Source organism: Bacillus sp. ISL-4 (genome assembly GCF_018613275.1).
Taxonomy (GTDB): Bacteria; Bacillota; Bacilli; order Bacillales; family DSM-1321; genus Peribacillus; species Peribacillus simplex_E.
The window spans coordinates 1-18,884 of sequence record NZ_JAGGQN010000043.1 but is presented as its reverse complement, the minus strand read 5'-3'; the positions used below and the strand labels follow the sequence as shown (position 1 = coordinate 18,884).

The following is an 18,884-nucleotide window of genomic DNA, read 5'->3' as shown; positions in this document are numbered from 1 at the left end:
CATCGCTGTTATCCCCTGACCTTTTGGAATGGAGGGCGGGGGAAAACGGGCTGTCAGAACATGATAATTTCATGGTATTCTTAAAAGGCACGGGTTCCTGTGCCTTTTAAGAATATCGTGATCATATAAAGGGGAGGCGAACCGATGTTGAACAAGATGAAGACGGACTATATGGGATGGATACTTCTCATCGGAGTCGTCCTGATTTTTTTGGAGATTGCATTTACGGGTGGAGGTCTCCTTTTTTCCCTTGCTTTTTCAATAGGATGCATCTATTTAGGCAGGAAATTCACAAAACGGAAAATCGGGAAAACCCTATTTTTTATAGGGTTGATTTCGCTTATCATCAATGTCTTGAATATGTTCGTCTTTAAATTTTTCCTAATGGCGATCCTCATTTATCTTTTGTTTTTATATTATCAGTCCAAAAAGAATCCTGATTGGGTCAGTCCCATTTTAACCAATGATGATTCGGAAGAAGAAAAGATCAATAAGGAACAATTGCTGAAAATCGATTACCTTTTTAAAAATAAGTTTTTCGGTCATCAACAGACGGCCGAGCATGTATATGAATGGAATTCCGTGAATGTTCAGGGCGGGATCGGTGATACGGTTATCGATTTAAGCAAAACGATTTTACCGAAAGACGACGCTGTCATTTCCATCAGGAATATCATTGGCAATATCACTGTTCTCGTACCATATGGCATCGAAATCAGGGTCCATCATTCTGTCATTGCAGGCAGAGCGAGGATTTTTGAAAATAAGCCTGAATCCAGGGTCTTTAATCAAATTTATTCCTACCAAACGGAAGGGTTCAATGAAACGGATCAAAAGGTCCATATCATCACTTCAATCTTAGTTGGGGATTTAGAGGTGAAGCGGATATGAGTATACTGACACGGCAGATATTGACTGCCCTTGGTGTTGCTTTCGTTCTTTCCCTTGCCTTGCCGGCGGCGGTTTTCTTCATCTTTCCTTTATCCGACTGGAGCTTATTGTGGGAGAAAGTGGTCATGGGTTTACCCTTCGTCATATTCCTGCCAAGCCTGGTCATGACGGTAGGGCTGATTTATGGAGTCGTTTCAGGAATGTTTTGGAAGAGGCAGCTGGAAAGGGTGGATGAAGGGCTGTACTTACTTGAACAGGGCCGCTTACCTTCGCAACAGGAGACGTATCCGGTCCAAGAGATGGCTAAAATGGTGGAACGGATGCATCTAATCCATAAGCAAATCAATGAGCAGGCAAAATTATCACAAAAAATGGCGAATGAAAAGGCCATAGATCAGGAGAAACAGATCCAGGAAATCGTTTCCCAGGAACGAAACCGTTTGGCGCGGGAGTTGCATGATTCGGTGAGCCAGCAATTGTTTGCCGCTTCGATGTTCATGTCGGCCATCACCGAGTCACAATCCGATATGGAAAAAACGGAAATGAAACAATTCAAGGTAGTGGAAGAAATGATCCATCAATCCCAGCTTGAGATGAGGGCGTTATTGCTTCACTTGAGGCCTGTTGCATTAAAGGGAAAATCTTTACATGAAGGAATGAAGGAGCTTCTTTTGGAATTGGCCCAAAAAGTGACGATGGATATAAATTGGAAGATGGAGCCTGTCACTCTGGATAAGGGAATTGAGGATCATCTGTTTCGGATTTTACAAGAATCGATTTCCAATACACTGAGACATGCAAAAGCGAACTCGCTTGAAGTGCTATTGATCGTTCGTGATGGGATGATCATTTTACGGATAACGGATGACGGCATCGGTTTTAACGTCAAGGAGTCGAAAACGGGATCATATGGTCTGCAAAACATGCATGAGCGGGCTGTTGAATTAGGCGGAACGATGCAACTTGTAAGCGTTCCGAATAAAGGAACCAAACTTGAGGTGAAAATCCCATTATTAAATGCTGGAGGTGATCATGATGATTAAAGTATTATTTGTCGATGACCATGAAATGGTAAGGATAGGGGTATCGGCTTATTTATCTGCACAGCCGGATATCGAAGTGATCGGGGAAGCGGACAATGGCTTGAAAGCTGTCGAACTGGCATTGGAATTGCGTCCGGATATCATTTTGATGGATTTGGTGATGCCGGAAATGGACGGCATAGAAGCGACGAAACGAATTATCGAAAAATGGCCTGAAGCAAAGATCATCATTGTGACAAGCTTCCTGGATGATGAAAAAGTGTACCCTGCATTGGAAGCCGGAGCGACGAGCTATATGTTGAAAACATCAAAGGCCAGCGAGATTGCGAGAGCCGTCCGTTCCACTTTCCAGGGACAAAGCGTACTTGAACCTGAAGTGACGGGAAAAATGATGGAGAAGTTGCGTCGTCCAAAGATTACCCAGCTTCATGATCAATTGACAAACCGTGAAATGGAAATTTTGCTTCTGATGACACAAGGGAAAACGAATCAGGAAATAGCGGATGAACTATACATAGCCCTGAAAACAGCCAAAGTGCATGTCAGCAATATATTAAGTAAGCTTGCCGTACAGGACCGCACGCAAGCAGTGATTTACGCATTTAAACATTCGCTCGTTCAAGAAGAAGAGTAAAGAGCGTCTATTTACCAATAGAGGAAAGTTTGTTATATTTAGGTAAATATCCCATCCTGTAAAGTTATTTTCAAGGTTGCTGATTGCAGCCTTTTTTTATGGACGGGAAAAAGGCTGGTGAAATGATGTTAAGAGTGATCTTAGAATTATTTCGGATAATCACCATTATTTTCGTTATGGAATGATAATGGGGTTCATCATTAATTCAATCTATGCGATTTTTGGTATAACCGTAGAGAATACCACGGGTGGATGGATTGTTGCTATGGCAATTTTCCCATTACTTTATGTACTCTATAAAAACCGGCTTCAATTTTCGGGGTTCTATAAAAATGGCGGACAAGTAAAACTCTCAAACAGGACAACTACTATACTGCTTTGCTTCTCTGTGATAATGTTAACGGTTGCCCCATTATTTCGCTAACGGAATGCAAAAAGAGCATGTTTTGATTAAAACATGCTCTTTTTTATACGGTTTTTTTGATTATACAGCTTCCTCTGCGGTATCGAGCCTCTTGCCGTAGATCCGATAAAGAACCAAAGCGAATACCATTCCTATAAAGGAGATGGAGGAGATGAACAGGTAAAGGGTCTTACCGCCGTATGCCCCATATATGGCTCCGCCTATATAAGAAGCAATGATTCCCGAAACCCCGAAGAATAGCAGCGCCAGTACGGTCTGGCCTGTGGCACGCCATTCCACTGGAACGATCCGGTACAGATATTGGATGGCCGCCGAGTAGAAAATCGGGAAAGTCAATATCTGCATGACTTGCAAATAAGCTAATAGCTGTGGATCGGTAATCCACGCAGAGACGAAATAACGGATAAAGAAAAACGCTGCTGCAAACGAAATGATGATGATTTCCTTACCCTTGCGAAGCCACCAAAAGCTTAGGGCGAACACAACGATTTCACTTCCCGCCGCTAAGAACCAGGTCAAGCCTACAAGCTTGGCACTTCCTCCAAGTTCCCGGATATACACTCCGAGGAAAGTATCGTTCATCCTTGCTGGAACAGCACATATGAAGACCAATAACAGAAAGAGAAGCGTCTCTTTATTGCTGAAAAAATGCTTAAGGCTGCTTAAGGTGACGGGTTTCCCCGAAACGGGTGCATCAGGCATCATCCAGCTGATAATGAAACTGATCAATCCTATGCCCGCAAAAAGGAAGGCTAGGCTGTTCGCTCCGAAATATGACATAACATAGCCGGTGATCAGCGATATGACCGCATAACCCAATGCACCATATGTCCGGATGGAACCGTAACTGATCCCGGATTTCTCTGCCGTCGTAAAGTTAAGGCTTTCCGTCAGGGGATCGATCGGCATCAGAAAGAAATATAGAAGCATGGCAAACAGGATGAGCTGAAGATAACTGCTTGAATCATAGAGGAAATAACCGATTACGCTCGAGAAAAAGATGAGTAACAACAGAACTTTTCGTATCGTCCTCGTTTTGTCGCTGATCATTCCCCATAAAGGCTGGGTGATGAGGGTGACAAAACCTCCTGTACCGATGATGAACCCGATTTGGGCTGGACGCAAACCTTGATCAGCCAGATAGACTGGGAGAAACGGAATGAAAATGGCAAGCAGTCCAAAATATAAAAAGTTAAAACCCTTTAATAATCGTATTGCTTTCATAAAAAATATGATACCTCACGTGTTCTATAGATTGATTTCAACCTTGTTATTGTATCATTTATGACAGAATTTGAAAAAATAGTTTTAATTTTATGGAAAAAAATAGAATGATAGAGTTGGTTTCGAGGTTAAATTTCACTTTTTGAAAATGGATGTAAATGATAGAATTAACACTTATTGTTAATTGAAGAAGGTGATATTTAATGGACCAAGACACAAGAGTAATTCAGGAGTTGCAGGAACTGAAGCAAAAAGTCGGTCATCTTGAAGACTTATTAACACAGCAACAGAATAAAAGGGGAAAAGCAGGACTATTTCGAACCTTCATGGATGCAGTAGTCTCATTGCTATTTGGATTATTTGTTGTAGGACCGGTTATAGTGATTGTCGTTGGGATCCTGATGGTGGCTGCATCATGGTTAGGGATGGAGTTTTAGAGCCTGGGCTTGTGTTAATTGTTGGTTATTCCAGCGGGGATTTTTGATGCTTGATAGGAAAATGTCCTTTAAAAGCAGTCCATCCGGATATGTAAGTTCAATTTTGATGTTAGGATATTAGAGGGTATTTATCCTATATTGATATAAAACGGATGGATTTTGTTTAAAATTTATCCAAAGAAATTTGAGCTAATTAGAGCGGTGTCATTAGTTGTTATTGCGGGAAGCCTTTTCGTCATTGCTTATACGTTGGCTACTTATTTTGGTGATCTTGTTCAGATGTTAGCTGTACTTGTAAACTAAGGGAATTAATTTGGGCTAGAGGGCAATTATGCCTTCTTTTTATTTGCTTTGCTCTAAAGAAAAGCTTTCTTCATTACCATCCCAATTAATTGTTATATATATCGGTATACTTTCATTAGTTACTGAACAGCCGCTACATGAAGTTTGAATTTCAACTGTTGGTTCGTTGTAGTTTGTCGTTTTCTGCTTAGTTTCACCATCATTAATTGAAATCTCCAAATTCTTGAAAAATACATCGCTGGCTACATCTTTATATTTAAAAGTAAAAGTTCCATTTTCTGAACTTTCGGTTGCGGTTGCAACATACTCTCCTTTCCAATGACCGCTCTCCCCAGAAAGTTTTATATATTTATCATCGTTACTACAGCCAACCAAAACAGATAATATAAAAATCATACTAATTAGCGTTTTTTATTATGTCCTCCCAACCGATATTAAGTTATTCGTTAGACTTATTTTCATCATATAAATACTATAACAGGAAATATATAACAATATTGAGGGCCAACTGAGGATAGAGTGGAAGGTCACGGTTTTTCTTTTCCATCTTACTATAGATGGGGAAGGAGACCGTATGATTCATTTCTTATTGAACTTAATTACAGATATGGATAAAGGACTTGCATCAACTTTATTTTAAATAGTATTTTACGGATAACATATGGCTGGCTCAACACGATTTCCGATGATGTGTTTCTTTTAAAATATTATCCTAAGAAAGTTATTGACAAATTTACTTCGGGTCCGTATAGTAATGGATATTATTAAAAATATTCAGATATAATTTAATTTTTGAAACGCAATGATCAGGAGTAGTAAAAGCACATTATTCGGTAAAGAGAGCTGCGGGTTGGTGCAACGCAGTCCAATGATACTTTGAACTTGCCTGGGAGTGGTAAAGCGAAAGATAGTAATTATTCCATTCTTTTGTTTTAACGATTGACCTTCGTTACAAGGTTTTTAAAGCAGGGTTCTAGAAAAGAGCCAATAAGAGTGGTACCGCGGTAAGCTTAAGGCATATCGTCTCTTTCTTCATTTGATTATGAAGGAAGAGACGATATGCTTTTTTTGATTTTGGGGAGGTAAGGATATGGAGACGGACAAACGGAATTTACAGAGGACAATGACTTCAAGGCATATTACGATGATGGCATTAGGCGGTGCCATCGGGGCAGGTTTATTTAAAGGAAGCAGTTCAGCCATTGATATGGCAGGCCCTTCCGTAATCATTGCATACTTGATAGGGGGCATCATCCTATTATTCATCATGCAAGGTTTAGCTGAAATGGCGGTCCGCAATAGCGGTGCACGAACATTCAGGGATTTGGTCCAATCGATTTTAGGAGAGTATCCTGCCTATTTCCTGGATTGGATCTATTGGAAAATGTGGGTATTGAATATCGCGGCCGAATCAGTGGTTGCCGCGATTTTCCTTCAATATTGGCTGCCTGGATATCCAATCTGGATACTGGCATTAGCTGTTTCGGTTTTAGTTACTGCGGTTAACTTGCTGTCGGTTAAGGTTTTTGCTGAAACGGAGTACTGGCTTGCTTTAATTAAAATAACCGTCATCATTGTGTTCATCATGGCTGGATTATTGTTGCTGCTCGTTACTTTTGGTGATCATACAGCCGTCGGTTTTTCTAACTTGACTGAGCATGGCGGTTTCTTTCCGAATGGATCGACAGGTTTGATTACGGCGATGCTGGTGGTAATCTATTCATATGGCGGTACGGAAATCATCGGTGTCACATTAGCTGAAACGAAAAATCCTGAAAAAGTGGTTCCAAAAGCCGTTCGCAGTACATTAATCAGGATCATTTCTTTCTATATCATTCCTTTTTTCATCATCGTTAGCTTAATTCCTTGGAACGAAGTAAACGGGGTGCAGGAAAGTCCGTTTGTAATGGTCTTTCAAATGATTGGGATTCCTGGTGCCGACCATATTATGAACGCCGTTGTTCTATTAGCGATCATTTCATCGATGAACTCCGGGTTGTATGGTTCATCCCGCGTTCTGTATACACAAGCTGTGGATGGGCGCATTCCGAAAATCTTTTCCCGTTTATCCAAGAAGAAAGTACCTGTTCCCGCAATATTAATGTGTACTTCCGCTTTATATGGAGGAGTACTGATTTCCTTATTTGCTGGAAGCAAGACCTTCGATTTCCTAATGGGTTCGCTGGGATATACCGTATTATTCATCTGGTTGATCATTGCTTTCGCCCATTTGAAATCACGTAAACAACAGTCCCAAAAAACAAGTGCCTATTCGGTAAAATGGTTCCCGTATACGACTTGGGCTGCGATCATCGCTTTAATAACGATCCTGATCGGAATCATTTTCACGACATCCATAATCGTTACGATCATTACACTTTGCATCTACATCTTCATATCCTTGACGTTTGTATGGAAAAAACGCCATAACAAAATTTAGAGAAAGCGTGGATATCGCTTTTGCCTTCCCGCATAGAAGTTTCAGTTTCAAGCCATGGTAGCATTGCCATGGCTTTCTTTATGTATTTTTGGTCTGATGAAAAGTAAGAGATATCCATTTTACTAGTTCATGGGAATCATTAACTTTAGCATTTAAAGAGATAATCTAGTGAAAAATGTTGTATAATAATCTTTGGAAAAAAACCAATATATTGAAAGCCGGAGCGAGCTATGAAAAACAATTCCATACTATCCTTTCACCCGCTATATTATTTATTACTTTTGGTGATTACGAGTTCCATCTATTCAATCATCAATCAATCTTCAGGTCATGCTGTCGATGTTACGACTATAATAGATAGGGAGATTCCCTTTATTAAAGAATTTGTCGTTCCATATTTACTTTGGTATCCGTATATTTATGGATTGCTGATTTACTACTGTTTTGTTGACCGAAAGCACTATTTCGTAGGATTAGGCAGTTTGGTATCGGGGAAACTACTCTGTTTTCTTGTATATTGCCTTTGGCAATCGACAGTCCCGCGTCCAGAAGTGGTGGGCAACGATATCTTTGCCCATTTAATGAGAATCGTCTATAGTCATGATCAACCTGTCAACTGTCTTCCCAGCATTCATGTACTGACTACATTCATCATGATGATCGTCGCCCATAAGCGGAAAGAACAGCACAAATGGGAGTATGCAAGTGTCACTGCATTCGGAACACTGATTATCCTTTCCACGCTATTTACGAAGCAACATGCTGTATTGGATGTACTCGCAGGGATACTTCTTGCATGTGGGGTATATGCAGCTGTCCAGTATATGTTCCAAGCCCTATCGGCTTATCAGGCCAATCATTACGCAGCAAGGCAAATTAAAAAATGACCACAGGAAATAGCCACTGTAAGAACATTAGCTCCCATGAGCTGATATGTTACAGTGGCTTTTTTTGTATTAAAAATTTGGATATTTATGTTAAATTATATATGATATTATTTTTTAAATGAAATTCAATGGCGAGAGGAAAGGAATGCCACATTATCTTAATCGAATTGCTGAAGACTTGGTTAAAGTGAAGTTGGAAAATTATTGGTCGGGTTTTGAACTTGCTGCATATGCATTATATGATAAGAGAAAAGTTTATCTATTCAATCATCCCAAATTCAGTAACAATTCACATTGTGCATATCATACTTTAAAGTGGGATGTACAGTTTACCGGCGACACAATTATTTTGTATGAAGAATATCCCACTGCAATTGTTAATATGGATTCGTATGAGGAATATGAAGATTTGTATTCAATAGTGGTTCACGAATTATTTCACGGCTATCAATATATTAAAGATGAAAAGCGGTTTCCTGATGAAATGATGGGGATCACATATCCGTTGTCAAAAGAAAATGTGGAATTACGAAATCAGGAAAGAACAAATCTTTATCATGCGTTGGTGGAAAATAACATAATTAAGAAGAAACAATACCTTAATGCTTTCATTGCACTAAGGGAAAAAAGAGCAGCCAGGATTGAAGAGTACCTAACATATGAAAAGATGATTGAAACCATTGAGGGACCTGCGTGGTATGTCGAATTAAGGGCTTACTCCGAAAAAGGCCCGCTTGATTACCATTCAGTTTTAAAAAAGTATGCACAACAGCTAATAAACGAATATGAATCTACTTCTAGTATTAGAAGAAGTTGTTATAGTTCCGGTTTGTTTATGTGTTTGTTACTTGAGGAGCTTTCACCAGGCTGGATGGAAAGTTTTTTTGATAGAGAAGAAACATTATATGACCTATTAAAACTTCATACCGGTGACTATATCGAAGATTCAATAGCTGATGTGAAGATAAGTTCTGAAACAGAGGAGGTCGTTAACTTTGCCATAGAAAAGAGAATAAAAGCATTTGAAGAGTTTAATGAACAAGCAGGAATTCATTTATATATTGAAGGGGAAATAACTGCTGAATCCTTTGACCCGATGAATATCATCCCATTAGAAGATAAACTTTTACATAAGAGCTTTATAAAAGTAAGAATGAACAACCAAGATTTTCTTATTCAACAACCTGTTATTGCCCATGTTGGTAATGGAATTAAAAATATAAATAAATTACACCTGATATTAGGGAAAAGACCCATTGAAAACAGTGATTCGCTTACAATTGATGGTGTTGGAGAAATAAAGGGAAAATATAAGGAACAAGAAAATATCTTGCATGTACTTATTTAAAATGAATTACATCGGTGCTTAAAATGTACAAGTAAAGCATGGAGATCAATACCACGTTTATTTTTTTAAAGTTTTGGGGAGTGTCTGCTAAATTTGATACCGACATCCCATAAAAAAAAAGCACCAGACTTCCCATACAGGAAGTCCGATGCTTTTTTCTTTTACATTTCAGCTTCAATTTTCAAAGACGATTCTTCGCTAAACTGTTCCTTATCCAGGTCGCCTGTTATTTTACTGGTAAGAATACCGGAAGTCATGCTACCGCTGACATTCACAGCCGTTCTTCCCATATCGATCAATGGCTCGACAGAAATCAACAATCCGGCCAAGGCGATTGGCAAGTTCATTGCAGATAATACTAGGATGGCAGCGAATGTTGCTCCTCCGCCTACACCTGCAACCCCGAAAGAGCTAATGGCCACGATGGCAATCAACATGGCGATAAATGAAGGCTCCAGTGGGTTGATTCCAACCGTTGGAGCGATCATGACCGCTAACATGGCCGGATAGATTCCGGCACAGCCGTTTTGCCCGATCGACAAACCGAAGGATCCGGCAAAGTTGGCAATACCTTCCGACACCCCTAGTTGTTTCTGTGTTTGGATGTTCAAAGGAAGAGCTCCTGCACTTGTTCTTGAAGTGAAGGCAAACGATAATACCGGGAACGCTTTTCTTAAATATACGATTGGGTTCAATCCTGCAAGCATCAGCAATAGCAAATGGATGAGGAACATGACGATCAGTGCGACATAAGAGGCTCCCACGAATTTCCCCAATTTCAGGATGGCATCCAAATCACTCGTAGCTACCGTCTTCGTCATGATCGCCAAGATTCCGTAAGGTGTTAAACGAAGGATCAATGTTACGACGCGCATGATGATGCTGTGCAATGTATCTACTATTTTAGCAAAAAATTCAGCATGTTCAGGCTGCTTCCGTTTGACTCCTAAATAGGCAATCCCAAGAAATGCAGCAAAAATTACAACGGAAATGGTTGATGTCGGACGTGCTCCCGTTAAATCAAGGAAAGGATTGGATGGAATCAATTCAAGGATTTGCTGCGGCATCGTTTTATCCTGAATCGTACCGTATGTTTCCGATATTTGATCCCCGCGGCTTAACTCCGCTTCCCCTTGCTCAATTTGAACGGCTTCCAAATTGAATACAGTTGCCGAGGTGATCCCGACAGCCGCTGCAATCGCAGTCGTTCCAAGCAGGATTCCGATGATCAGGACACTGATCTTTCCAATATTGCTAGTCAGTTTCAATCTTGTGAATGCTGATAAGATCGAAATGAAGACAAGCGGCATGACGATCATTTGCAGGAACTTGACATAGCCGGAACCTACAATGTTAAACCAATCGACCGATTTAACGATCGCTTCTGACTGAGGTTCATAGAAATACTGCAAAAGAAGTCCGAATACGATCCCTAAACCAAGTCCAGTAAAGACCCTTTTTGTAAAGGAAACATGCTTCTTATTCATGTAAAATAAAACGCCTAAAAGAACGAGCATTATGGCAAGATTTAAAAACACATAACCAATCATATATATTCCTCCTAATTCCGATTAACCAAATAAGAATAATAAATATCTGAAGACAATGATACATCATCCGTTGATCTTTTACCAGAAGAAAATAATTTATTTTTGACTTTTCAAGTAATTCATGTATATATCTCTATTCACGAACTGGGTTAGAGGGAACAATAAAGAGGAGGCTGAAACAAACTGGGTCAAAATCTTCCATTATATACATTTAACAGGGAGGATAATCCCTTGGTTTTCTTGAATGATATATCAGGTCGCATATGCTTAGCATTTTTTGAGAGGATGAAGGAATGATGGATATATATATTCACATGCTAAATGAACAGGATGCACAAGCGTTATTTGCATTTGAATGCAGTAATAGAAGGTTTTTCGAGCAAACGGTGCCAGGCCGGGGAGATGATTATTATAGTTTTGGAACGTTTGAGATCAGGCATAAGGAATTATTAAAAGAACAAGAAGATGCCATCTCCTCTTTTTATTTAATTAAGGATGGTTCAGGCATAATCGTCGGCAGGATTAACCTTGTAGATATCGATCCCATTAATGGTACGGCTCATGTCGGTTACAGAATCGGTGAAACGTTTACGCAAAAGGGGATAGCGAATGAAGCTTTAAAGCTCTTGGTTAATCTGGCGCCGGCATTGAATGTGACTCAAATACATGCCAAAACGACAAGCGACAATATTGCCTCCCAAAAGGTTTTAGTGAAAAACGGTTTTGAACGGATTTCGATTAATGAGGAAATTAGTGCGGATTTCGGTCAAAAGCTAATATTCTACCATTATAGTAGGAACCTTTAAATCCATTTTCTTCTATTAATAGACCGCATAAATTGTAAAGGAAGAGATGAAGAAATAATCTCGAGATATTTTCGCGGCAAAAGATTTCATCACTTTAAAGGAGAAAGGATAATATAATATGATAGAAGGTTTATATGAAGCCCATCTACCCGTCAAGAACCTGGCCATCTCTATGGATTTTTATAAGAAAATAGGCTTGAAACTAGCTTGGAGGGATGAAGATACTGCCTTCTTTTGGATAGAGGAAAACAAAAGCTGGGTCGGATTATGGGAGGGGAAAGAATATCAAACTCTATACCATCCTTCAATAAGGCATATCGCATTTCGGGTATCTTATGAAAATATGAAAAATGCATTAACTTGGCTCCAATCCTTAAAAATTGAAGTGGTACCTTTTGGAAAAAGGACATCGATTGAACCTTTTGTACGCCCGCACCAAGGTAACGCTTCCGTCTATTTCAATGACCCGGATGGAAATAGTCTCGAACTCATGTGTTCGGTAGAAGTCCCTGATGCATATAAGCATATGACTGAAAAACTTTCACTTGATGAATGGGAAGAACTATTAACTAAGTGAACTCTGTAAAGAAAAAGGTTCCCGCTTGGTCTCAACCCTGGTATAAATAAACTGTTTTCTTACATAGGAAATTACTATTATTTTCTTCATATAGAATTAGAAAAGCCAAAATTTTTATTTCAATTTATATGTGATACGAAACATCATTTTATTTTTATACTCTACGAGTATGAGCAATTATTACAGAAAGGTTAAGGGCATAAAAGTGGAGTTTAAAATTAGAGTGAACTTATTAACTCAAATGACATTACTTATCATATTCGTTGTTTTTATCAGTACCTTGCTTGTGAGCCTTCTATTCTCTACACTGTTGGAGGACATCGTCGAAAACCATATGGGTAAGCAAGCAATGACGGTGGCTAAATTAGCAGCCCAAAATCCAACGATCATCCAGGGATTTAACAATAACAAGCCCTCAGAGGTGATTCAACCCGCATCAGAAATGATTCGTCAAACAACAGGTGCCGATTATGTAACCATTGCGAACCATAAAGGACTTCGATACTCTCATCCTAATCCAGAATATATTGGGAAGCCTACTGCTACTAGTAATGATGCAGTACTTAATGAACACAAATCAATTATTTATCAAGGTAATGGGATTTCAGGTCCAGCGATTAAAGCTAAGGCGCCTATCTGGAATGATAAAGGGGAAGTTATCGGTGTTTCATCTGTAGGGTTTTTGGTAGAGAATGTGCAAGATCAACTATCCGATTATAAAATGAAGATTATTCATTTGTCACTTATCCCAATTGGTGTAGGAATCGTATGGGCAATATTTATAGCGCGACGCTTAAAAAAGCTTACTTTAGGACTAGAGCCGGAGGAAATTTCTTTTCTATTTCAAGAAAGGGAAGCGACACTTGATGCCATCCGATATGCTACCATTACGATTAATATTGAAAAACAGGTTACTTCCATGAATAAAAGAGCACGTGAATTGTTTCATGATCATCAGCTTATGGTGGGAAAGCGGGTTGTAAATGGGCATTTAGAAAAACTCATCAAAATAGTAATCAGCACAAAAGAGGGACAGTTCAATCGTAAGTTACTTTTAGGCCAGCAGCTATACATTTTGGATTTATCCCCAATCCTAAATCATAATGACGTCAGGGGCATCGTTTTAACAATAAGAACAGTATCCGAAATTGAACAATTAACAAATGAATTTTCAGAAATCAAGGCCTTTTCAGAAAATATGCGGGCACAAAACCATGAGTTTTTAAATAAATTAAATACCATTTATGGACTACTAAGTTTGAAACAATATGATAGGGCATTGACTATCATTTCTTCTGAAGTGAGGGAGAGGCAAGATATCATTTCGTTTCTTATGTCATCGGTTAAAGATCCGTTAATCGCCGCCTGTTTACTTGGAAAGATAAACCGTTCAAAAGAATTGCAGGTTATATTAGAAATAGAACAGGAAAGCAATTTAAACAGTTCATTAAAGCCTGAGGATTCCCATCACTTGGTTTCCGTTATTGGTAATGTCATCGATAATGCGATGGAGGCAGCACGGCAAAAAAACAAAAATGAGGGAAAGGTCAAAGTTTCGTTTACTGATTTAGGAAACGAAATTATATTTGATATCGAGGATAACGGTCCAGGTATCCCTCATGCAATGGAAGATATTATTTTTACAGATGGTTATACGACTAAAAATGGGGAAAATCATGGGATCGGCTTGGCCATTGTAAAAAACTCCATTGGTCTTTTAAGCGGTGAAATTTATATTGATCAAAGTTATTTGGGCGGAGCAAGATTTACAATCGCCTTCCCGAAGAATATAAAAGCAGAACAGGAGGCGTGAGAATGTCCAAAGGACCGATTACAGTTGTCATTGTTGAAGATGACGAGAATGCAGTGAATATATATAAACAATTTACCAATCAACTAGATCAATTCACTGTCATTGCTACAGCTAGCACAGGCAAGCAAGCGTTAAATATATTACATGCCGCACAGCCGGATTTAATTTTATTGGATATCTTTTTACCGGATATGAATGGAATTGACCTTCTTCGGGAAATTAGGAGAGAATACCGGGGCATTGATGTAATTCTGATCACCGCCGCGAATGATACCGAAACAGTCAGTGAAGCGATTAGGGGAGGGGCTTTTGGTTACCTAATAAAACCCATCATTATCGATAAGCTTCTAGCGACGCTCGGCCAATACGACCTGACGAGACAGCAGCTGCATAATAATAACTTAGTAAATCAAGATAAAGTCGATACGCTTTTTCGGACCATAAGTAACCCAAATAAAGCAAATGATGTCCAAATAAATCCTCTTCCCAAGGGAATTGACAAACATACCTTGAAAATGGTCAGAAGTAAGATTCAAAACGTCAATGGCAGTTTAAATGCTGATGAACTAGGTCAACTCGTTGGAATTAGTTATTCAACCATGCGCAGATATTTGGAGTATTTAGTTTCCTGTAATGAAATGGAAGTTGAAGTTTTGTATGGTAGTGTAGGAAGGCCTGAAAGAAAATATAAAACAAAACACCTTTAAATCCCTGTTGATGAAATTAGGTTTCATCAATGGGGTTTTTTTCTTTTTCAGGCGTGAAAAAAATGAATAAAACTCCATTTATAAAAAAAACTCTTATTACTTTCTTTATATGTGAATAAGGCTTGATGGATGATAGTCTCTAAAGAAAGCGCCATCAAAAAAAGATGGCGGTAAACAGAAGGGAGCTTGAAGATGTTATCCATTTTAGGATTTTCAATGATTGCTGTATTCATGTATTTAATTATGTCGAAGCGACTATCGGCATTAGTGGCCATTATGCTCGTTCCAATCATATTTGGCGTGATCGGAGGGTTTTTTACAGAACTGGGACCCATGATGCAGGATGGTGTTGAAGGAATAGCTTCTACAGCCATAATGATTTTATTTGCGATTTTATATTTTGGAATAATGATAGATTCGGGTTTATTTGATCCTCTCATTTCTAAAATATTGAAGATAGTAAAAGGAGATCCTTTAAAAATAGTATTGGGAACCGCTATTCTTTCAATGACCGTCGCATTAGATGGGGACGGTACAACAACTTACATCATAACGGTCTCAGCTCTTTTACCCCTTTATAAGCGTCTAGGGATGAACAAAATAATATTAGCCACTGTTGCCATGTTATCCATGGGTGTAATGAATATGACACCGTGGGGGGGAGCTTCCGCTATGGCAATGGCTTCGTTAAATCTTGACGCATCGGAGTTGTTCTTGCCAATGATTCCAGTCATGGGTTTTGGGCTCATTTGGGTTCTTGTCGTGGCTTTTATATTGGGAAAAGGGGAACGAAAGAGATTGGGCGTAGTGGAGATCCAGCATAATCACACTAAAGAAATGAATTCAGAGGCCAATTCTGAGTTAGCGGCAACAACGGTCTCCCATGATTATCGCAGACCGAAATTGGTCTGGTTCAACTTTATTTTAACGATTGTGCTCATGGCATCTTTAATCATTGATTTTATGTCTTTGACCATTTTATTCATGATTGCTTTCGCTATTGCGTTATTGGTCAATTATCCTGATTTGAAAGATCAGCAGGATCGAATCGCCGTTCATTCGAAAAATGCATTGGCCGTTGTTTCAATTGTCATTGCAGCCGGGATTTTTACCGGCATCATGTCTGGAACGAAAATGATTGATGCAATGGCCATTACATTGGTTTCGCTTATTCCAGAACCTTTAGGACCATTTTTACCGGTAATTGTAGCGTATGCAAGTGCCCCTTTTACTTTCTTTATGTCTAATAATGCATTCTATTTTGGCGTACTTCCAATTATCGCTCAGGCCGCTGATGCTTATGGAATTAGCGCGGCAGAAATAGGGCGCGCCTCGTTAATAGGGCAGCCGATACACGTATTGAGTCCTTTAGTAGCTGCAGCACATTTGCTAATAGGTTTAGTTGGCACTGACTTTGGGGATTTACAGCGGTTTGCCGTGAAATGGGCATTAGGGACTGTCACTGTCATGACAATAGTAGCGATAATCTTGGGAGTCATTTAGTAAAAGGGATGGTTACCCTATCTTGTAGATTGTGCAATGTGGATCATCACACTCTATTAAAACAGAGATATTGTAATGTATGAATTTGAAACAGAACAAGCAGCAAGGGAAGTTTTCCGGAATATTCAAGGCAATAAGGTTCTTTCAGAAATCATTTACTTTAATGACCCAGGTTTAGCATAGTGATAGCATGAATCGTAGAGGTGTTTATGGCTAGTTAACAATAAAAGGTTAATTTACATAATATGATGATTAAAACACAAAACATCAGAGTGTCCTTTAAGACTATGCATTTAAGTGTACCCCGAAAAAGCTAAAGCTTTATTGGGGTTTTACTATTATATTAGACGGTTTTAACAATGATTTTTGTGGTAATCTTCGCCAGATTCATGACAGTATCCAGTCGCGTATCATTTAAGGATTGTTTGGGGAAAAGGGGATCTAAATAATTCACGACGGCTTTTAGGTGATAATCACCCAATTCAGGTAAGGATTTATTCATGGCTTCACCAGGGGTAAAAGGACCTTTTGTCAGAAAAATGGAACCAATTTGATGATAACCACCCAAACAAGCATCGATGCCAAAAATAAAGGGATTTTTAAATTGCTTTTTTATTTCTTTCAAAACACTTTTCAAATTAAGGGCGTGAACTGGCTCTGCAAGTGTTCCGTAGACATGGTAAGGGACTTGGTTTTCTCTTAGCATCGTCCCTACTAAAGGCCCGAATGAATCTCCTGTGGAGCGATCTGAGCCAATACATAAAAAGATGATCTCTTTGGACGTTGGCGGAAAAACTCTTGCGATTTGAAAAGACATTTCGTCTATTTCTCCTTCTGCCTCTGTTTGAAATGTGTAGTTGCAATACGGCAAATCTTTTTTTGTCTCCCCTTTCTTTCTGCCATTAAAAGGATACATGCCTACACTCCCTTATCTTATTTACTAGAGTTCTGTGACATCTTGTAGAAATTATAACATGATTAATAATTTGGAAATTACTTGTTTTCCCTCTAATGATTAATTTAATTGCCTCATATCGTGTTTACTTGTATTTTGTTAATATATAGATTTACTGGAATTTTTGATAAAATAGAAGAAAACTAAAAAATCTACTAGTATGAAACGATTGGTTTTATTTAATAGAAGGAAGTGTAAGTATTGTTCAATCAATTAACGAATAACGATAGTATTCTTAATCATTTACGTGCAGACTGTGAGAATTGTTTTGGTTTGTGCTGTGTAGCTTTGCCTTATGCAAAATCTGCTGATTTTGCATTTGATAAAGATGGAGGTACACCATGTTCAAACCTGCAATCGAATTATCGTTGCGGCATCCATGAAAATCTCAGAGCAAAAGGATTTAGGGGCTGCACGGTATATGAATGCTTCGGTGCGGGTCAAAAGGTATCTCAACTCACATATGATGGAACCGATTGGAGAGACAACCCGGCGTCAGCAAAGGAAATGTTCGATGTATTTCCTATTATGCAACAACTTCATGAAATGCTTTGTTACTTAAATGAAGCACTGAATTTAGAAGATGCGAAACCTCTTTATCAAGATTTGCAGGCTGCTTTTGAAGAAACGGAATATCTCACTAAGCAAAGTCCAAAGTCTATCATGGACCTGAATGTACCAGCTCATAGAACGATCGTTAATGATTTACTTCTGCGCACAAGTGAACTCGTACGTGCAAAGGTATCATTTAAGAAAAATAAAAATCAGAAAAAACAGAACAATATAGGTAGGGGAAGTGACCTTATCGGTGCAAAGTTGAGACGTGCTGACCTTAGGGGAGCGAACTTAAGAGGAGCTTTACTTATCGCATCCGACCTCAGAGAAGCTGACATGAGAGTGACGGATCTTATCGGTGCAGACTTTAGGGACGCTGATTTAAGCGGTGCCGATCTCACCGGGAGTTTCTTCATCACACAAGCACAGATTAACTCGGCTAAAGGCGATACGAAGACAAAATTACCGGTCACATTAAGCATTCCCGATCATTGGAGATAGAAGTAAAGCTAATATCAGAGCTAACTTTCCTGCAGAGTATACGCCTCATGAATGAAAATGGTTTTATTCACGAGTAAATGGCGCAAACTCACGAGTAAAAGCGTCAAAATCACGAGTAAAAGCGTCAAACTCACGAGTAAAGCCCAAATTCACGAGTAAAAGGCGGAAACTCACGAGTAAAGCCCAAACTCACGAGTAAAAACACCAAATTCACGAGTAAAAGGCGGAAACTCACGAGTAAAAGGCGGAAACTCACGAGTAAAGGCGTCAAACTCACGAGTAAAAG

At 39.1% G+C, this 18,884-nt stretch carries 17 protein-coding genes and 1 other annotated feature; of the genes, 13 read left to right on the top strand and 4 right to left on the bottom strand.

Annotated elements, in window-relative coordinates; genetic code table 11:
* The first annotated feature begins 144 nt into the window (after positions 1-144).
* The 3 genes from liaF to J7J00_RS22695 are packed head-to-tail and all read left to right on the top strand — an operon-like array spanning position 145 to position 2,568.
* The gene (liaF, locus tag J7J00_RS22705) at positions 145-891 is read left to right on the top strand and encodes a cell wall-active antibiotics response protein LiaF (protein ID WP_214794807.1); all 747 of its coding nucleotides are present in this window, start codon (positions 145-147) and stop codon (positions 889-891) included.
* The gene (locus J7J00_RS22700) at positions 888-1,934 is read left to right on the top strand and encodes a sensor histidine kinase (protein WP_214794805.1); all 1,047 of its coding nucleotides are present in this window, start codon (positions 888-890) and stop codon (positions 1,932-1,934) included. The genes liaF and J7J00_RS22700 overlap by 4 nt, the downstream gene beginning before the upstream one ends.
* Positions 1,927-2,568, top strand: coding sequence for a response regulator transcription factor (locus J7J00_RS22695; protein WP_214794803.1), 642 nt, complete (start codon positions 1,927-1,929; stop codon positions 2,566-2,568). The genes J7J00_RS22700 and J7J00_RS22695 overlap by 8 nt, the downstream gene beginning before the upstream one ends.
* 484 nt (positions 2,569-3,052) lie before the next feature.
* Here the strand turns inward: J7J00_RS22695 and J7J00_RS22690 are convergent, their stop codons facing one another.
* A complete protein-coding gene (locus J7J00_RS22690; RefSeq protein WP_214794801.1) occupies positions 3,053-4,216 on the bottom strand; it encodes an MFS transporter in 1,164 nt (387 codons plus the stop codon).
* 203 nt (positions 4,217-4,419) lie between these two features.
* On the opposite strand from J7J00_RS22690, the gene J7J00_RS22685 reads away from it, so the two are divergent.
* A complete protein-coding gene (locus J7J00_RS22685) occupies positions 4,420-4,653 on the top strand; it encodes a hypothetical protein (protein WP_214794799.1) in 234 nt (77 codons plus the stop codon).
* A 342-nt stretch (positions 4,654-4,995) separates the two neighbouring features.
* Here J7J00_RS22685 and J7J00_RS22680 read toward each other — a convergent pair whose 3' ends face one another.
* Complete coding sequence (locus J7J00_RS22680; RefSeq protein ID WP_214794797.1) at positions 4,996-5,352, bottom strand: hypothetical protein; 357 nt, start codon at positions 5,350-5,352, stop codon at positions 4,996-4,998.
* 397 nt (positions 5,353-5,749) lie between these two features.
* Positions 5,750-5,987 (top strand) — a binding site (T-box leader).
* Positions 5,988-6,046: 59 nt separating this feature from the next.
* Between J7J00_RS22680 and J7J00_RS22675 the strand changes: the two genes are divergently transcribed.
* The 3 genes from J7J00_RS22675 to J7J00_RS22665 all read left to right on the top strand — a co-directional run bounded on the left by J7J00_RS22675 (position 6,047) and on the right by J7J00_RS22665 (position 9,631).
* A complete protein-coding gene (locus tag J7J00_RS22675; RefSeq protein ID WP_214794795.1) occupies positions 6,047-7,396 on the top strand; it encodes an amino acid permease in 1,350 nt (449 codons plus the stop codon).
* Positions 7,397-7,626: 230 nt separating this feature from the next.
* A complete protein-coding gene (locus J7J00_RS22670; RefSeq protein WP_098373721.1) occupies positions 7,627-8,283 on the top strand; it encodes a phosphatase PAP2 family protein in 657 nt (218 codons plus the stop codon).
* Between the two features lie 187 nt (positions 8,284-8,470).
* Positions 8,471-9,631 (top strand): hypothetical protein, encoded by a 1,161-nt coding sequence (locus J7J00_RS22665; RefSeq protein ID WP_309487228.1) that lies wholly within the window; start codon positions 8,471-8,473, stop codon positions 9,629-9,631.
* Positions 9,632-9,792: 161 nt separating this feature from the next.
* Here the strand turns inward: J7J00_RS22665 and J7J00_RS22660 are convergent, their stop codons facing one another.
* Positions 9,793-11,181, bottom strand: coding sequence for an L-cystine transporter (locus J7J00_RS22660; protein ID WP_144528202.1), 1,389 nt, complete (start codon positions 11,179-11,181; stop codon positions 9,793-9,795).
* Between the two features lie 296 nt (positions 11,182-11,477).
* Here J7J00_RS22660 and J7J00_RS22655 point away from each other — a divergent pair, with 296 nt between their 5' ends.
* The 5 genes from J7J00_RS22655 (at position 11,478) to J7J00_RS22635 (ending at position 16,587) form a co-directional block, all read left to right on the top strand.
* Positions 11,478-11,987: a GNAT family N-acetyltransferase gene (locus tag J7J00_RS22655; RefSeq protein ID WP_214794791.1), complete on the top strand. Its 510-nt coding sequence runs from the start codon at positions 11,478-11,480 to the stop codon at positions 11,985-11,987.
* Between the two features lie 118 nt (positions 11,988-12,105).
* Positions 12,106-12,564: a VOC family protein gene (locus tag J7J00_RS22650; protein WP_214794789.1), complete on the top strand. Its 459-nt coding sequence runs from the start codon at positions 12,106-12,108 to the stop codon at positions 12,562-12,564.
* A gap of 241 nt (positions 12,565-12,805) precedes the next feature.
* Positions 12,806-14,377: an ATP-binding protein gene (locus J7J00_RS22645; RefSeq protein ID WP_286201524.1), complete on the top strand. Its 1,572-nt coding sequence runs from the start codon at positions 12,806-12,808 to the stop codon at positions 14,375-14,377.
* Positions 14,378-14,379: 2 nt separating this feature from the next.
* Positions 14,380-15,084: a response regulator gene (locus J7J00_RS22640; protein ID WP_214794785.1), complete on the top strand. Its 705-nt coding sequence runs from the start codon at positions 14,380-14,382 to the stop codon at positions 15,082-15,084.
* A gap of 192 nt (positions 15,085-15,276) precedes the next feature.
* Positions 15,277-16,587 carry a CitMHS family transporter gene (locus tag J7J00_RS22635; protein ID WP_214794783.1) on the top strand — a complete coding sequence of 437 codons (1,311 nt, stop codon included), beginning with the start codon at positions 15,277-15,279 and terminating at the stop codon, positions 16,585-16,587.
* Positions 16,588-16,930: 343 nt separating this feature from the next.
* Here the strand turns inward: J7J00_RS22635 and yyaC are convergent, their stop codons facing one another.
* The gene (gene yyaC, locus J7J00_RS22630) at positions 16,931-17,503 is read right to left on the bottom strand and encodes a spore protease YyaC (RefSeq protein WP_214794781.1); all 573 of its coding nucleotides are present in this window, start codon (positions 17,501-17,503) and stop codon (positions 16,931-16,933) included.
* Positions 17,504-17,743: 240 nt separating this feature from the next.
* On the opposite strand from yyaC, the gene J7J00_RS22625 reads away from it, so the two are divergent.
* Positions 17,744-18,598 (top strand): pentapeptide repeat-containing protein, encoded by an 855-nt coding sequence (locus J7J00_RS22625; protein WP_214794779.1) that lies wholly within the window; start codon positions 17,744-17,746, stop codon positions 18,596-18,598.
* Positions 18,599-18,884 lie beyond the last annotated feature (286 nt).

What these genes read in the sequence shown, in the direction of transcription:
- liaF (WP_214794807.1), top strand. Translation starts at nt 145, where the DNA reads ATGTTGAACAAGATGAAGACGGACTATATGGGATGGATACTTCTCATC.
- J7J00_RS22700 (WP_214794805.1), top strand. Translation starts at nt 888, where the DNA reads ATGAGTATACTGACACGGCAGATATTGACTGCCCTTGGTGTTGCTTTC.
- J7J00_RS22695 (WP_214794803.1), top strand. Translation starts at nt 1,927, where the DNA reads ATGATTAAAGTATTATTTGTCGATGACCATGAAATGGTAAGGATAGGG.
- J7J00_RS22690 (WP_214794801.1), bottom strand. Translation starts at nt 4,216, where the DNA reads ATGAAAGCAATACGATTATTAAAGGGTTTTAACTTTTTATATTTTGGA.
- J7J00_RS22685 (WP_214794799.1), top strand. Translation starts at nt 4,420, where the DNA reads ATGGACCAAGACACAAGAGTAATTCAGGAGTTGCAGGAACTGAAGCAA.
- J7J00_RS22680 (WP_214794797.1), bottom strand. Translation starts at nt 5,352, where the DNA reads ATGATTTTTATATTATCTGTTTTGGTTGGCTGTAGTAACGATGATAAA.
- J7J00_RS22675 (WP_214794795.1), top strand. Translation starts at nt 6,047, where the DNA reads ATGGAGACGGACAAACGGAATTTACAGAGGACAATGACTTCAAGGCAT.
- J7J00_RS22670 (WP_098373721.1), top strand. Translation starts at nt 7,627, where the DNA reads ATGAAAAACAATTCCATACTATCCTTTCACCCGCTATATTATTTATTA.
- J7J00_RS22660 (WP_144528202.1), bottom strand. Translation starts at nt 11,181, where the DNA reads ATGATTGGTTATGTGTTTTTAAATCTTGCCATAATGCTCGTTCTTTTA.
- J7J00_RS22655 (WP_214794791.1), top strand. Translation starts at nt 11,478, where the DNA reads ATGGATATATATATTCACATGCTAAATGAACAGGATGCACAAGCGTTA.
- J7J00_RS22650 (WP_214794789.1), top strand. Translation starts at nt 12,106, where the DNA reads ATGATAGAAGGTTTATATGAAGCCCATCTACCCGTCAAGAACCTGGCC.
- J7J00_RS22645 (WP_286201524.1), top strand. Translation starts at nt 12,806, where the DNA reads ATGACATTACTTATCATATTCGTTGTTTTTATCAGTACCTTGCTTGTG.
- J7J00_RS22640 (WP_214794785.1), top strand. Translation starts at nt 14,380, where the DNA reads ATGTCCAAAGGACCGATTACAGTTGTCATTGTTGAAGATGACGAGAAT.
- J7J00_RS22635 (WP_214794783.1), top strand. Translation starts at nt 15,277, where the DNA reads ATGTTATCCATTTTAGGATTTTCAATGATTGCTGTATTCATGTATTTA.
- yyaC (WP_214794781.1), bottom strand. Translation starts at nt 17,503, where the DNA reads ATGTATCCTTTTAATGGCAGAAAGAAAGGGGAGACAAAAAAAGATTTG.